Below are 14,079 nucleotides of genomic sequence, written 5' to 3' on the forward strand. Positions count from 1 at the left end.
GAAAATTTGATATACTAGTTAGGAAAACGCTTAAAAAGGGGAATCTTATGTCAAAAACAATTGCGATTAACGCAGGTAGTTCTAGTTTGAAATGGCAACTATACCAAATGCCAGAAGAAAAAGTGTTGGCGAAAGGTTTGATCGAACGTATTGGTCTAAAAGATTCGGTTTCAACCGTTAAATTTGATGGTCAATCTGCTAGTCAGACACTTGATATTGCTGACCATGTACAGGCTGTTAAAATTTTATTAGATGATTTGTTGGCGCATCAGATCATTGGAGATTTTTCAGAAATTACAGGTGTTGGTCACCGGGTGGTAGCAGGTGGTGAACTCTTTAAAGATTCAGTTTTAATCGATGATGAAGTGCTTGCTAAAATTGAGGAATTGTCAGCTCTAGCACCTCTTCACAATCCAGCAAATGCTGCCGGTATCCGTGCCTTTAAGAATATCTTGCCAGACATTACCAGTGTTGCCGTTTTTGACACAGCATTCCACACAACGATGCCAGAAGTGGCTTATCGTTATCCAATTGCAACGAAGTATTATGAAGATTATCAAGTGCGTAAGTATGGAGCGCATGGTACCTCTCATTACTATGTTTCACGTGAAGCGGCAAAGATGTTGAATAAGCCAGTAGAGGACTTGAAATTGATTACCGCCCATATCGGAAATGGTATTTCAATCACCGCTGTTGACGGTGGTAAATCTATCGACACCTCAATGGGCTTCACTCCGCTAGCTGGTCCAATGATGGGAACTCGGTCTGGAGATATTGATCCAGCGATTATTCCTTACCTCATTGAAAATGTTTCAGACTTGAAAGATGCCGCTGATGTTGTGAATGTTCTCAACAAGCAGTCTGGTATTTTGGGTATTGCGGAAGTATCCAGTGATATGCGTGAGGTAGAAGCGGGTCGTGAAGCTGGGGAAGCCAAATGTACCCTTGCCTTTGATATGTTGGTTAACCGACTTCAAAAGTTTATTGGACAGTACTTTGCGGTTCTCAATGGGGCAGATGCTCTTATTTTCACAGCAGGTATCGGTGAGAACTCTGTTGCAGTCCGTGAAGCAGTTGTAAAAGGCTTATCTTGGTTTGGTATGGAATTAGACCCAGAAAAGAATGTCTTTGGAGCCGAAGGGGATATTTCAACTCCAGAATCTAAGGTTAAAGTTTTGGTCGTTCCAACAGATGAAGAACTCGTCATTGCGCGTGATGTTGAACGTCTGAAAAAATAAGACGAGCCACTTCGTAGCTTATTCATTGCTCGTTTGTTTCTACTCCATTACATAAATGGAAAACCAGCTTTGGATACAGCATGATTTATGAATAGACTTCTAAGACAAATGGATTCCTAGTATTCGGGAATCCATTTTTGATTCTTTCCAGTAACTATTTTGTACCAATGATATTCAAATTACGCTACAAATCCCCTTTGGAGTGTATTTATAGCCGTTTAGTTTATTTTTAGTACTAGCTCAAACAGTCTGGGGAGAGACTGTTTGAGGTAGGAAATAAAGAAAACGAAGTTTTCGTCAACACAGTCTGGGGAGAGCCTGTTTGAGGTAGGAAATAAAGAAAACGAAGTTTTCGTTAAAAGTCGCAGGTAGTTGTCTAGTTGATAACTAGACAAGTGATAGATAAGAAAAGTGTAACTTTTCTCAATAGTACAACTCAAGATACGAGAGCGTTAAGCAACTCCTAGACAAAATAGGAAATACAACGAAGAAGCTTTGGCTTCTAGGAGTATTTATCTTTTTGTCAGTGAGTTGTAGCTCAAGTTCAATTATACAAGACGAGTTAACGAAGTAATAAAAGATAAACTAAATGACTATAAAGAATCCAATCTGTCCCCAGACAAATTCACTTTCTTCCTATTGTCTAAGAGGCTGTCTTTTTTTACAATAGGATTATTCGATATTGTCAGGAAATGGAGGGTAAGGATGGAGTATCAAACAAAATCGGTGATTGTAGCCAATGATATTGTTGGCTTGGGAAAGGTTGCGTTGTCAACAGCTCTTCCAGTTTTGACTGCCTGTCAGCTTGAGGTTATTCCCCTGCCGACGGTTTTGTTGTCTTCGCACACGGGAGGTTTTGACAATATTAGTAGGACACAGCTGAAGGCAGCTATGAGAGGATTCTTGGATCAGTGGCAGGGAATGGATTTTCAGACAGACGGGCTAATCACAGGTTATTTTGGTTCGCAAGAACAGCTTGATTGGCTGACAGAATTTGCTGATCAGAAACAGATTTCGCGGTTTGTCGATCCGATTATGGGAGATAAGGGGCGCTTGTATGCAGGCTATCAAGAGGATTTTGTGACAGCTATGCGCGGTTTTTGCAAGGGAGCAGATGTTATTACTCCCAATATCACAGAAGCCTGTTTGTTAGCAGATTGTGCCTATCTGGGTGAGCATTATAGCAAGAAAGATGTGGAGCAACTTTTAGCAGGGCTAAGCAGGTTGGAAAATAAACATATTATCGTAACGGGTGTAGCATTTGAGAAAGGTAAGATCGGTCTGGTTCATTTTGATCGAAAAAAAGGAAGTATTTCCTATCACATGGCAAAATCGTATCCCTACCATTTCTTCGGGACAGGAGACTTGCTGACAGCTGTCTTGGGAGCTGGTTATTTTCATGGCTTACCTCTGGATGCAGTAGCAAGCCTTGCGCTTGATTTTATAGATAAAACCTTGCAGCATACCCTGATGTTACAGCGTGATTTGAAAATGGGGCTTTGCTATGAGCTGTATCTGGTGGATCTAGCTAGCCAGATGAGTGATCTAAGGAGGAAAGAAAATGGTGCGTCAGACAACACGTCAGTTAGTGGAACTTAGTTTATACGCTGCCTTGATTATGATCAGTGTGCAGTTTTTGCGGATTCCCGTGGGAGCCCAATTTGTTCATATCGGCAATGCTTTAGTAGCGGTAGCTGTTTTGCTTTATGGCTCGAAACTGGGAGTCTTGGTCGCGGCAATTGGTCTTGGGCTATTTGATATTTTAAACGGTTATGCCGCAGTTGCTTGGATTACGATTTTAGAATCTCTCATTGTCTGCCTCGTACTTCATCTAGTGTTTGAAAAGCTCCTGCGTGCAGATAAGCAGATGCGGAATGTGGTGATTGTAGGGGTTGTCGCTGCGCTCATTAAAATAATCAGCAATCTGGTAAAATACACGATTATCAATAGTCTGGTTGGTGGAGTAAGTATCGAGGCGGCAGTTGCGGCTGCAGTGGTTAAGATAGGTGGAACGTTTGGAACTGCCTTAGTAACCATCATTGCTGTTCCTATTCTTTATCCGATTTTAAAGAGGATTGTTGCGCGATAGGACTTCAGAGAGTAGGATGTTTTATACTTTTTGAAAATAAAAATGAAACGTCATCAAGTAGTGGCTGTTTTGCTGGGAAATACTCTAGTCAAAATCAGATAGATATGGTAGAATGGAAAGGCAAAGTTACTTTGCACAGAGTAGGTGGTTTGCGTTAAGTGTGTATGGATGGGATGTTGCCATACAACGAAGCGAAAGCGCGGTAAACCATTGCATCCGCTGTCGATGAACCGACAGCTCCAATTGATAAAAGGAGCATAGTATGTTTTCGAAAAAATTTCCCAAATTAGGGGTTCAGTTATTAGTTGCTTTAGCGATGCTAATCGCTATTCGTTATATCTTGGGACACTACTATTCATTTTGGATTATTCCCAATACGCTAAAAGTCAGTTTATCTTTTATTGCTAATACTCTCATAGGAATGTTGGCAGGACCTTGGATTTCAGTGATTGTGTTTGTGGTCAATGATGTAGTGACTGCTTTAAATTCCGGGTATCAGTTTATTATTTGGTTTACCTTGTTAGAGGCAGTACAGGGCTTTTTGTATGGTTATTTTTACTACGGGAAAAAATTAGATATTCATAGTAAAAAAGACTGGCTCTATGTATTTTTGGCTACAACAGTGATTATGGGGATAGGTACCTTCCTTGTGACCCCGCTTCTCAACAGTATTTACCAACAGATTCCTATCTCGGTCCAATTTTTTGTTCAGGGACGTATTTTTAAAATTTTAGAAATTCCATTTAGAGTGGTTGTGACAATGCTTCTGTTGCCACAGCTTCATAGAATCCCAGAAGTTCGCAAGCTAATGGGCATTAAAAAATAAGAAAAAAGCAACAATTCATCCCATTGTTGCTTTTTGTGTGTCGTATGAAAATTAGTAATGTTTGATTAAGTCAAGAGTTGAACGGTCAAGTTTTTTGACAATTGCTTGTAGGAATGCCTGTGCTTGCAAGAAATCATCCATATTGTAGAGGGTTTGGTGTGAGTGGATATAGCGTGCGCAAACCCCGATTGTGGTCGACGGAATACCGTGGTTTTTCATGTGGGCAGCACCTGCGTCGGTTCCACCTTTTGCACAATAGTATTGGAATTTGATCCCTGCTTCTTCTGCGGTTGTCAGTAAGAAATCTTTCATATTTTTTAACAGGATATGACCTGGATCGTAGAAACGTAAGAGGGTACCATCTCCGATAGTACCTTGCTCTCCAAAGATGTCGCCTGCTGGAGAGCAATCTACCGCAAGGAAAATGTCAGGATTAAACTTGGTGGTAGAAGCATGCGCACCGCGCAGACCGACTTCTTCTTGGACATTGGCACCTGCAATCAATTGGTTTGGTAGTTCTGTATTTGATAGGTTTTCAAGCAACTCAGTTACCATGAGGACCCCGAAGCGATTATCCCAAGCCTTTGAAATGATATTTTTGCCATTCGCTGTTAAGATGGTTTCGTTTTTAGGAACCAGAAGATCACCGGGACGAACACCGAATGCTTCGGCTTCTTCTTTTGAGTGAAAGCCTGCGTCAAAAATCACATCGCTGATAGCAGGAAGTCCCGCACTACCATTGCTAGCCCGAGAAAGATGAGGTGGCATCGATCCTGAAATAGCAGGAATTTGACGACCGTCTTGTAAGTGGAGTGTGAACGCCTGACTGGATACGACTAATGGATTCCAGCCCCCGATTTCAACTACTCGGAAGGTTCCGTCTGCCTTAATCTGGCTAATCATAAATCCGACTTCATCCATGTGGGCAGCGACCATGATACGTGGTGCATCTGCTTGGCTAGTGTCTTTCACACCAAAAATACCACCGAGACCATCGGTCTCAATACGATCGACGTGTGGGGTGATTTTATGGCGAATATGGTTGCGGATTTCGTGTTCGAAACCTGCAATGCCTTGTAGTTCAGTAACTTCCTTGATTTTTTCGAATAAATTAGAATGTGGCATAATTGATCCTCCTGCCTACTATTTTATCATGAATTGTGGTAAAATGTTGGGTATGAAGAAGAAAAAAGTAGCCTTGCTAGCAGGCGTAGTTGGAGCGGGGATTCTCGCAGCTAGTGCGCGGTTTTCAATGATAGTGTATGAAGAACGAAAAAAAGCCAAGGCGCTTCAGCAGGTACGGGAATTTTTTAAGGAATATGGAGAGATTGCTACGGTATTCATCCATGAGATGGAGTCGAGTAAGGATCGTCTAGTTGGCGGGGTAGTCATGGAGGACGAGCGGGTCTATTTGTTTGAGAATGAAGCTGGAGTAATCTGGTATGAGGAGGAGTTGGGATGATTGTTCCAAAGAATATTGAAGAATTAGCTCATTTAGCAGAGCAGGAAGGGAAATATGTCTTTTTCTTTTCAGCAACCTGGTGTGGAGATTGTCGCTATATTAAGCCTTTTTTACCAGAAATTGAAGCAGATAATCCAGATGTTCACTTTGTGTTGGTGGATAGAGATGAGTATCTGGATGTGGCACAGGAATGGAATGTATTTGGGATTCCAAGCCTAGTGGTACTTGAAAATGGGAAAGAGATCGGTCGTTTTGTCAACCGCAATCGCAAGACCAAGCAGGAAATCAATGACTTTTTAGCAAGTATGAGAGGGTAAGGAATGATTTTTACATACAATAAAGAACATGTGGGCGATGTCTTGATGACGATCGTTTCAGATAGCAAGGGTGCAAAGGTCACGGCAGAGTGTAAGGGCAATGTGGCGCGTATTTTTCGGATTGACACTCAAGAAACAGTGGGTTGGAACATTTTCCAAGTATCTACTTTATTTGATATTACGGGACGAGGTCAGGTTTTTTTGACAGATCAAGAAGTTGCTGTTCTCAATCAAGAATTGCAAAAAGAGGGGTTTGCAGAGCAGTTAATCAATGATAATGAGCCGAAATTTGTTGTCGGAGAAATTCTTGAGCTAGTTGCCCATCCAGATAGCGACCACCTGAATATCTGTCAAGTCAAGGTGGCAGAAGATAAGGTTGTTCAGATCGTAGCAGGTGCACCAAATGCGGCGCTTGGCTTGAAGACGATTGTTGCGCTACCGGGCGCGATGATGCCAAATGGTGGCTTGATTTTTCCGGGGGAGTTGCGCGGAGAAAAGAGTTTTGGAATGATGTGTAGCCCTCGTGAGTTGCAACTTCCAAATGCCCCACAAAAACGAGGTATTATTGAGTTAGATTCACAGGAAGTAGCGGGAACGCCTTTTGATCCTGCGAAACATTGGCAAGGATAATAATAAAATGAAAAAAGTTGGTTTTTTACCAGCTTTTTATTATTTTTTGCGAATAGATGAGTAGGAGGATAAAAAATGTATAATAAAGTTATTTTAATCGGTCGTTTGACGGCTCAACCTGAAGTGAAGCAAACAGCAAGTGGAAAGCAGGTCACGCGCGTAACATTAGCAGTGAATCGTCGGTTTAAAACCGGCGGTGGTGAGCGTGAAGCCGACTTCATTGTAGCTGTCTTTTGGGGGAAATTAGCTGAGACCTTGGCAGCCTATGGTGGGAAAGGGAGCCTTATTTCTATTGATGGTGAGCTTCGCACGCGCACATACGAAAAAAATGGTCAAAACCAATATGTGACAGAAGTTCTAGGACAGTCCTTTCAATTGCTAGAAAGTCGTGCCCAACGTGCCATGCGGGAAAACAGTGTCGGTGATGATCTAGCTGATTTGGGATTAGAGGAAGAAGATCTTCCCTTTTAGATAGGAAGATTTACCAATAATATCCGTTCGTTAGAGACCTTGTGAGACTGGGTACAAGTTCATTCTTGTAAAAGATTTCAGTCAAAATAGCTTGATACAGTGGTTTAGTAGTCTCTAACAGGCTGTTTTTATCAGCTTTTATAGCCCTCTTTGAAGCTAGAATGCCATCATATCTTGTGGCTAAGATAGGGGATTGATGCATGTGAAAGTTGAGTATCAGTCTGGGGGCGGATTTGTGAAAAGGCGGGGAAATTCTCTTGACTATTTTTGACCAAATGATATAATAAAAACAACGGATTAGCACTCGGATACAAGTAGTGCTAAAATAGAATGTATTCTTGGAGGTATGATATGCTTAAGCCGTTAAATGACCGAGTGGTCGTAAAAGTAGAAGAGCAAGAGGAACAAACAATCGGTGGTTTTGTTCTTGCTGGACATGCACATGAAACAACGAAACGAGCAGAGGTGCTTGCTGTTGGTGAAGGAGTTCGGACACTGACTGGAGAATTGGTACCTTCTAGTCTGAAATCGGGCGATAAGGTTTTACTTGAACATCATGCGGGTATCGAAGTGACAGATGGTGACGAAAAACGATTGCTCGTCCGTGAAGCAGAGATTCTTGCTATTATTGAATAATCCGGGAGGGAACAATTATGACAAAAGAGATTAAATTTTCATCAGACGCACGTAGCAGTATGGTGCGTGGTGTCGATATTTTAGCAGATACAGTAAAAGTAACCTTAGGCCCAAAAGGTCGAAATGTTGTACTTGAAAAAGCCTTTGGTTCACCGCTCATCACGAATGATGGTGTGACGATTGCCAAAGAAATTGAATTGGAAGACCATTTTGAAAATATGGGTGCTAAATTGGTGTCAGAAGTTGCTTCTAAAACCAATGATATTGCAGGTGACGGAACAACAACAGCAACTGTTTTGACCCAAGCGATTGTCCGCGAAGGGATTAAAAACGTAACGGCAGGAGCAAATCCAATCGGTATCCGCCGTGGGATTGAAACGGCTGTCCGCACTGCGGTCGAAGCCCTAAAGGCGAACTCTGTTCCAGTTGCAAATAAAGAAGCGATTGCTCAAGTAGCGGCCGTATCTTCACGTAGCGCTAAAGTTGGGGAATATATCAGCGAAGCTATGGAGAAAGTCGGAAAAGATGGTGTGATTACCATTGAAGAGTCCAAGGGGATGGAGACTGAATTGGATGTCGTAGAAGGCATGCAGTTTGATCGTGGTTACCTCTCTCAATACATGGTGACAGACAATGAGAAAATGGTAGCAGAACTTGATAATCCTTATATTTTGATAACGGATAAGAAGATTTCAAACATTCAAGAAATCTTGCCGTTACTAGAAAGTATTCTCCAAAGCAGTCGTCCGTTGTTGATTATTGCAGATGATGTGGATGGAGAAGCACTTCCGACACTTGTTTTGAACAAGATTCGTGGAACCTTTAATGTTGTTGCTGTCAAGGCACCCGGATTCGGTGATCGTCGTAAGGCTATGCTTGAAGATATTGCTATCTTGACGGGTGGTACAGTTATTACAGATGATCTAGGGCTTGAGTTGAAAGATGCGACCATTGAAGCACTCGGTCAAGCAGCTAAAGTTAGCGTTGACAAGGATACAACTGTTATTGTTGAAGGTGCAGGTGATAGCACAGCTATTAACAACCGTATCAGTGTGATTAAGGCGCAAATCGAAACAACGACATCAGACTTTGACCGTGAGAAATTACAAGAACGCTTGGCGAAATTATCAGGTGGTGTAGCTGTCATCAAAGTCGGAGCGGCGACAGAAACAGAGTTGAAAGAAATGAAGCTCCGCATTGAAGATGCCCTCAACGCAACTCGTGCAGCTGTTGAAGAAGGAATCGTGGCAGGCGGTGGTACGGCCTTTGTGAATGTCATTGATGCCGTTGCCAGCCTTGAGGTTGAAGGTGATGAGGCGACAGGACGTAATATTGTTCTTCGTGCCTTGGAAGAGCCTGTTCGTCAAATTGCTCTAAATGCAGGTTTTGAAGGCTCAATCGTGATTGATCGCTTGAAAAATTCAGCAGCTGGAACAGGCTTTAATGCCGCAACTGGTGAGTGGGTGAATATGATCGAGGCAGGAATTATCGATCCTGTCAAAGTAACACGTTCTGCCCTTCAAAATGCAGCTAGCGTTGCCAGCCTGATTTTGACAACAGAAGCAGTTGTTGCAAACAAACCAGAACCAGCAGCCCCAGCTCCAGCAATGGATCCAAGCATGATGGGCGGCATGATGTAGGATATAAGGAAAACCCTTGAACATTCAAGGGTTTTTATGTGCTTCATTTCTTTGGTTTTACTATATGAGGCATGAAAGGGGCAGATATTATATAGCATTGATAGTCAATAAATAGTAGAATCCATAGCTAGATTTTTTCTTCGCTCCGCATTGCTTTATGCTCTTATTTCTGTTGGAATGGGGACAGTAAAAAGGACTTTTTAATGCCTGATTACGAGGTCTTTTTCTCCTCACATTTCGCTTTGATCGGTTGGAGTGTGAGAAGTTTTTTTAGTTTACGTGATGGGTGTGTTTGGTAATCCATTGTTCAAGCTTGATATGAACCCAAAAACTGTAGATACCCAATGTGATAATTGTCAGAGCTAACCATTTTATCCAATTTCCGAAGAGTTGCATTGCTGTACCATCAAAATATAATCGTTTTCCATCAATAACTGTATGCTTGATTTTCCACTTATACATAATACAAATTCCCCAAGGTGCACAAATGCCAAAAGTGGCAACAGTGATTAGTCCAGCTAATAGTTTGTATCCGATATAGTCGAGTAGACCGCCATCAAAATATGAATTATTCTTCATAAATATTCTCCGTCAGCTTTTAGTGTGGATCAGGGCTTGCACATAGTTTTATTTACTATATAAATGAATTCCACAACCTCACCTCTCCATCGGCATGAAGTTGCCAATGACTTTTCCGATAATACGGGGGTCTTCGGAGTAAGGAGCGAATTTGTCTGCGTACTTATTGTTGAGGGAGACGAGGCGGAGCCCGTCTTTTTCTTTGTAGACTTTCTTGATGTAAGATTGTCCATCCCAGTCCACGGCGTAGATCGCACCGTCGTAGTCGAAGCCGGTGTCCTTGATCAGGGCGACGGATCCGTCCAGATACTTTGGCTCCATGGAATCACCATAGATCCAACTTGCTAGGTCGTGGGTGATTTCTTTGTCAAAGTAGACGGTGTCGTAGTTGCGCTCTTCCCAGTAGGTTGCCCCTGTTCCCGCGGAGAGTTTTTCATAGACGTAGTATTCAAAGAGGGGTTCGCTAATCTCTAACGTTTTTCTTTCCTCTAGCCGTCTGTTTTCCTGCTCGTCTAATTGTTCTGTAGCTACTTCTAAGACAATTTCCTGACGCTCGGGGTGCAATTGTATTACAGTATCGTTAATGGCTTGTGCGGTAGCATTTTGGGATGTAGAAGAGGCAGGAGCTTTTCCAAACATCATTACAGTAGGTTCGATATTGAAAAATTTGGCTAATTCTTCTATCTCTTGAATTTTTGGAGAACGTGTACCGCTTTCCCATTTTGAAATAGTAGATTTCGTTTTGCCAATTTTCTTTGCTAACTGGTCCATTGTCAAATTGTTTGCTAGCCGATATTCCTTTATCATGGCTGGGAAAGCTATTTGCGTATCCATATCTTCACCTTCTTTCGTATGAAATAGTTTCATTATAATTATATAATTGTGTTTACATTTTGTCAACGGAATGATGATATTTAATTAGTTGACTTTTTTAACACAAAATTGTTGACAAAAAAGAAACAAGTGGTATAATATAATCAGGATAAAGGAAGGGGAGGTGCCAGTCGAAAGACTAAACGGCTATATCTGGACTGTTTTTAATGACGCTGGATTTTAAAGATGATGTAGATAGGAGGTGGTGAGTTTTGCCAGAGACAGCGTTTGAAAAGCTGCTTACTGATAGTGGAATAAAGCGGAAAGTTATAGCGAAGAAAATGGGCTTGTCCAGAGCGGGATTTTATCGAAAACAGAAAAATCCAAAGAAAACTTTTGATTTAGAAGAAACGGTTAAGTTGGCTGAGATTTTGGGAGTTGACTCTCAAAAAGTCGTTGAAGCCATTTTGTTTTCGTAAGTTTGTTGACAAAAATAACACAAACTTTAAACGAAAACTGTTTTCTCGACAAGTTAAAGGGTTCAGATTTGTTGTTGGTAAGCTTCATTGAATCATTTTAGCGGTGGGAGTTGAAAAAATGTATGGAGATCGAATCCGCGAGAGACCAGGCATTTGACATTGAGAGTTGTCCTTGATGGACGACAGTATCTTATGGAAGAGTGAGAATGGATTGTGGGTAGTAACTGCACCGAAGGCAGTTATCAGTGTAGAGGGACTCGTTTTAAAAAATGGAATGACGCAAGAAGAAACCAAAGCTGCTAAAGTAGAAGTTTTTGATGAGTTCCTAGGAATCGCGTAAAGGAGAACAAAAATGTTTAGAAAAGTATGCGCAGACTATTTGATTGAACAAGTGCGTAACAGTCACTTATCCAGTGCTGATAAGACCAAGTTTGTGTGCTGTATCAATTTAATATTGATGAAGTTGACTGAATCGGAGGAAGCTATCTACAACTTAGATGAACTAGAAAGAGTGTTGGCCTAATGATTGAAGTCACCAAAGAAGAATACATAAAGCTCAAATTTGAAAATGAAAAGCTCACGAGAGAAAACGAGCTACTAAAGGCAGCTTTGGACTCGGTGTGGCTTATCGCTGAAAATGTGAGAGGGGTGGAGAGGTAGTAGTAAAAATGCAGAGGTTGAATATTCCTATTGGGAGCATGAATATGAGTCTGATGTTGATGAAGCATCAGTGGGGAAAGAATTTGAGTTCAAGGAGGTAGATAGTGACTAGAAAATTAAAACAAGGACTTGCCGAGGCTTATGTCTTTGCTTGTTTTATGGCCCTAATATTGAGCCTAATGTTTTTGACGCGAATTGTTGCTATCCAACAAAAAAGAATGGATGAGCTAGTATTTGAAGTAGAGTATCTACAACAGCGTAACGAAATTATTACGCAACAGTTGCAAGAGATGAATCGCTATATTCAGTATCCGGGAGGTTAAAAATGAAGGCAAGCAAAGTAAAGAAGTTCAAACCCATAATATTATCAGGTGGTGGAAAAATCGTGCTGAGCTTCCCGGGGTACAGTTATCAACGAAAAGATAAAATGTGATGTAATATAGTCATTTAGTTTATATTTTTATTACTTCGTTAACTCGTCTTGTATAATTGAACTTGAGCTACAACTCACTGACAAAAAGATAAATACTCCTAGAAGCCAAAGCTTCTTCGTTGTATTTCCTATTTTGTCTAGGAGTTGCTTAACGCTCTCGTATCTTGAGTTGTACTATTGAGAAAAGTTACACTTTTCTTATCTATCACTTGTCTAGTTATCAACTAGACAACTACCTGCGACTTTTAACGAAAACTTCCTTTTCTTCATTTCCCACCTCAAACAGTCTCTCCCCAGACTGTTTGAGCTAGTACTAAAAATAAACTAAACGGCTATAACCCGTAAATCGATTAAACTATAAGGAGATGATGAAGTGACTTTTTTTCCAGAAATTGATGAAAAACAGACCATTAGAAACGCCAAGAAAAAACTAAGAGAGTATCCACGTTGGCGCAGGATAGCAGGTGATGTTGATGGTCAAAAAATGACGGCTACTTATTCCTTTGAGCCGAGACAGTCTCATGGCGTACCGAACCGTCCAGTAGAGCGGTTAGCGATCGCTAAAGTTGACGCATTAGCCGAATTAGAGGCTATTGAATATGCCATAGGTCATTTATTTGATCCAAATCATCGACGGATTCTATATGAAAAATTTTTAAGTAGTTCACGAAAGCGTGATTTTGAAATCTATAATGATTTATTTATGAGTGAGGGTAGCTACTATCATGCGTTATCTATCGCTTTGATAGAGTTTGCGGAGGTCTATAGAAACGGTCAATTGCTCGTAGAGAATGCAGATTCGACCTAGTTTTTACATAGTTAGAGTGAAGTTTGTAAGCTATTTTTGGTGATAAAATAGTATTGTGAATGAAAGGGCACGAGACTTCCTCTTGTTTTATATAGACAAAAGAGGGGCTTGAAGCAGGTTGAATGATAATAAGAACCGACCTGTCGAAGAAAGCACCGTATGACCTTTGAAAAGACTAAATGAGTATTCTAAAGAGAAAGAATATTTGTGGGATTTTGGAAATTCAGTGGATAGAAGTCGGGAATATCCTCAACTGTTAAGGTTAGTATTGACCATATTCTTCGGAAACGGACACAAGGTTGGAATACTATTCTGAGAGGATGTTGATTCACTGTGTTGGTGGTGACTATTCCAAGCATTCGAGAAAGCGAATGTTTTTCTGGTATTCAAGGAGAGGAAACTATTTTAGACAGAAGTTTGGACATCCGTCCAGTCTTGTAAAAATAAGTCAGTCCGAACCTAAAATATAAGGAGTGAGAAGAATCAAACGCTTTCCCACTTCTTGGTAGAAATCATAGAAATAGGATTTCTCTTGCCCAAAAACTTGCTGAGGGCATTAAAAGCTGCAAGGTTTCATACGATTGAAAGGATCGTGTTGGCTAGAGTTAAGAAAAAACTGAGCCATCACAACCTTAGTCAATCGGTCATTCTTACATATACTAATAAGAAACCATTGTTATAAATAGTATATGGAAACAAGGGAGGCAGAAGTCCCTTGTGCCATACCGGTTATCTGTCCTTATCAGGGGGCAGTCAACTGCGACAAGTGACGATAGTCATTTCGTTTATCTTATTTAATTGAACATGGGCTAAACTCTGTGCGAAAAAGAGACGCAGGTGTTCTAGCTTTAGCTAGTTACAGCTGTGGCTTCCTTTAGGGCTAAATCTTCCTAGCTTCAAAGGTATAGTATACCTTTGGAGGCGAGAAATAGAAGTTTGCGAAGCAAACTCTCGTCTAAAAGCTCTGCGTCAGATTTCCTAGTTTGCCGTAACTGTTG

General features: G+C 41.1%; 18 protein-coding genes and 1 riboswitch. Of the genes, 15 read left to right on the top strand and 3 right to left on the bottom strand.

Going from position 1 to position 14,079, the window contains the following annotated elements; genetic code table 11:
* The first annotated feature begins 47 nt into the window (after nucleotides 1–47).
* From BU200_RS02020 to BU200_RS02035, 4 genes are all read left to right on the top strand, one after another.
* The gene (locus BU200_RS02020; protein ID WP_075098571.1) at nucleotides 48–1,238 is read left to right on the top strand and encodes an acetate kinase; all 1,191 of its coding nucleotides are present in this window, start codon (nucleotides 48–50) and stop codon (nucleotides 1,236–1,238) included.
* Nucleotides 1,239–1,943: 705 nt separating this feature from the next.
* A complete protein-coding gene (locus BU200_RS02025; protein ID WP_075098572.1) occupies nucleotides 1,944–2,837 on the top strand; it encodes a pyridoxamine kinase in 894 nt (297 codons plus the stop codon).
* Nucleotides 2,800–3,327 (top strand): ECF transporter S component, encoded by a 528-nt coding sequence (locus tag BU200_RS02030; RefSeq protein WP_075098573.1) that lies wholly within the window; start codon nucleotides 2,800–2,802, stop codon nucleotides 3,325–3,327. The genes BU200_RS02025 and BU200_RS02030 overlap by 38 nt, the downstream gene beginning before the upstream one ends.
* A 134-nt stretch (nucleotides 3,328–3,461) precedes the next feature.
* A riboswitch (THF riboswitch) is annotated at nucleotides 3,462–3,551 on the top strand.
* Between the two features lie 38 nt (nucleotides 3,552–3,589).
* Nucleotides 3,590–4,153, top strand: a complete 564-nt coding sequence (locus BU200_RS02035; protein ID WP_075098574.1) for a folate family ECF transporter S component — start codon at nucleotides 3,590–3,592, stop codon at nucleotides 4,151–4,153.
* A gap of 51 nt (nucleotides 4,154–4,204) precedes the next feature.
* On the opposite strand, the gene pepA is transcribed toward BU200_RS02035, so the two are convergent.
* A complete protein-coding gene (gene pepA / locus BU200_RS02040; RefSeq protein ID WP_075098575.1) occupies nucleotides 4,205–5,278 on the bottom strand; it encodes a glutamyl aminopeptidase in 1,074 nt (357 codons plus the stop codon).
* Nucleotides 5,279–5,330: 52 nt separating this feature from the next.
* Between pepA and BU200_RS02045 the strand changes: the two genes are divergently transcribed.
* The 6 genes from BU200_RS02045 (at nucleotide 5,331) to groL (ending at nucleotide 9,309) form a co-directional block, all read left to right on the top strand.
* Nucleotides 5,331–5,615, top strand: coding sequence for a DUF4651 domain-containing protein (locus BU200_RS02045; RefSeq protein WP_075098622.1), 285 nt, complete (start codon nucleotides 5,331–5,333; stop codon nucleotides 5,613–5,615).
* Entirely contained in the window at nucleotides 5,612–5,932 is a 321-nt protein-coding gene (locus tag BU200_RS02050; protein WP_075098576.1) for a thioredoxin family protein, read from the top strand. Before BU200_RS02045 ends, BU200_RS02050 begins: the two co-directional genes overlap by 4 nt.
* Before the next feature lie 3 nt (nucleotides 5,933–5,935).
* A complete protein-coding gene (gene ytpR / locus BU200_RS02055; protein ID WP_075098577.1) occupies nucleotides 5,936–6,562 on the top strand; it encodes a YtpR family tRNA-binding protein in 627 nt (208 codons plus the stop codon).
* A gap of 75 nt (nucleotides 6,563–6,637) precedes the next feature.
* A complete protein-coding gene (locus tag BU200_RS02060) occupies nucleotides 6,638–7,033 on the top strand; it encodes a single-stranded DNA-binding protein (RefSeq protein WP_075098578.1) in 396 nt (131 codons plus the stop codon).
* A 351-nt stretch (nucleotides 7,034–7,384) separates the two neighbouring features.
* Entirely contained in the window at nucleotides 7,385–7,669 is a 285-nt protein-coding gene (gene groES / locus BU200_RS02065) for a co-chaperone GroES (RefSeq protein ID WP_075098579.1), read from the top strand.
* A 17-nt stretch (nucleotides 7,670–7,686) separates the two neighbouring features.
* Nucleotides 7,687–9,309 carry a chaperonin GroEL gene (groL, locus tag BU200_RS02070; protein WP_075098580.1) on the top strand — a complete coding sequence of 541 codons (1,623 nt, stop codon included), beginning with the start codon at nucleotides 7,687–7,689 and terminating at the stop codon, nucleotides 9,307–9,309.
* 270 nt (nucleotides 9,310–9,579) lie between these two features.
* Here groL and BU200_RS02075 read toward each other — a convergent pair whose 3' ends face one another.
* The gene (locus BU200_RS02075) at nucleotides 9,580–9,888 is read right to left on the bottom strand and encodes a DUF898 family protein (RefSeq protein ID WP_075098581.1); all 309 of its coding nucleotides are present in this window, start codon (nucleotides 9,886–9,888) and stop codon (nucleotides 9,580–9,582) included.
* Between the two features lie 78 nt (nucleotides 9,889–9,966).
* Complete coding sequence (locus BU200_RS02080; RefSeq protein ID WP_075098582.1) at nucleotides 9,967–10,722, bottom strand: S24 family peptidase; 756 nt, start codon at nucleotides 10,720–10,722, stop codon at nucleotides 9,967–9,969.
* A gap of 251 nt (nucleotides 10,723–10,973) precedes the next feature.
* On the opposite strand from BU200_RS02080, the gene BU200_RS02085 reads away from it, so the two are divergent.
* The 5 genes from BU200_RS02085 (at nucleotide 10,974) to BU200_RS02095 (ending at nucleotide 13,081) form a co-directional block, all read left to right on the top strand.
* The gene (locus BU200_RS02085) at nucleotides 10,974–11,180 is read left to right on the top strand and encodes a helix-turn-helix domain-containing protein (protein WP_075098583.1); all 207 of its coding nucleotides are present in this window, start codon (nucleotides 10,974–10,976) and stop codon (nucleotides 11,178–11,180) included.
* A gap of 175 nt (nucleotides 11,181–11,355) precedes the next feature.
* Nucleotides 11,356–11,520, top strand: coding sequence for a hypothetical protein (locus BU200_RS11090; protein WP_158015085.1), 165 nt, complete (start codon nucleotides 11,356–11,358; stop codon nucleotides 11,518–11,520).
* Between the two features lie 182 nt (nucleotides 11,521–11,702).
* Nucleotides 11,703–11,840 carry a hypothetical protein gene (locus BU200_RS11095; RefSeq protein ID WP_158015087.1) on the top strand — a complete coding sequence of 46 codons (138 nt, stop codon included), beginning with the start codon at nucleotides 11,703–11,705 and terminating at the stop codon, nucleotides 11,838–11,840.
* A gap of 104 nt (nucleotides 11,841–11,944) precedes the next feature.
* The gene (locus tag BU200_RS02090; protein WP_075098584.1) at nucleotides 11,945–12,163 is read left to right on the top strand and encodes a hypothetical protein; all 219 of its coding nucleotides are present in this window, start codon (nucleotides 11,945–11,947) and stop codon (nucleotides 12,161–12,163) included.
* Nucleotides 12,164–12,646: 483 nt separating this feature from the next.
* Complete coding sequence (locus tag BU200_RS02095; protein ID WP_075098585.1) at nucleotides 12,647–13,081, top strand: ArpU family phage packaging/lysis transcriptional regulator; 435 nt, start codon at nucleotides 12,647–12,649, stop codon at nucleotides 13,079–13,081.
* Nucleotides 13,082–14,079: the final 998 nt, after the last annotated feature.

The organism is Streptococcus acidominimus, from assembly GCF_001921825.1.
Taxonomy (GTDB): domain Bacteria; phylum Bacillota; class Bacilli; order Lactobacillales; family Streptococcaceae; genus Streptococcus; species Streptococcus acidominimus.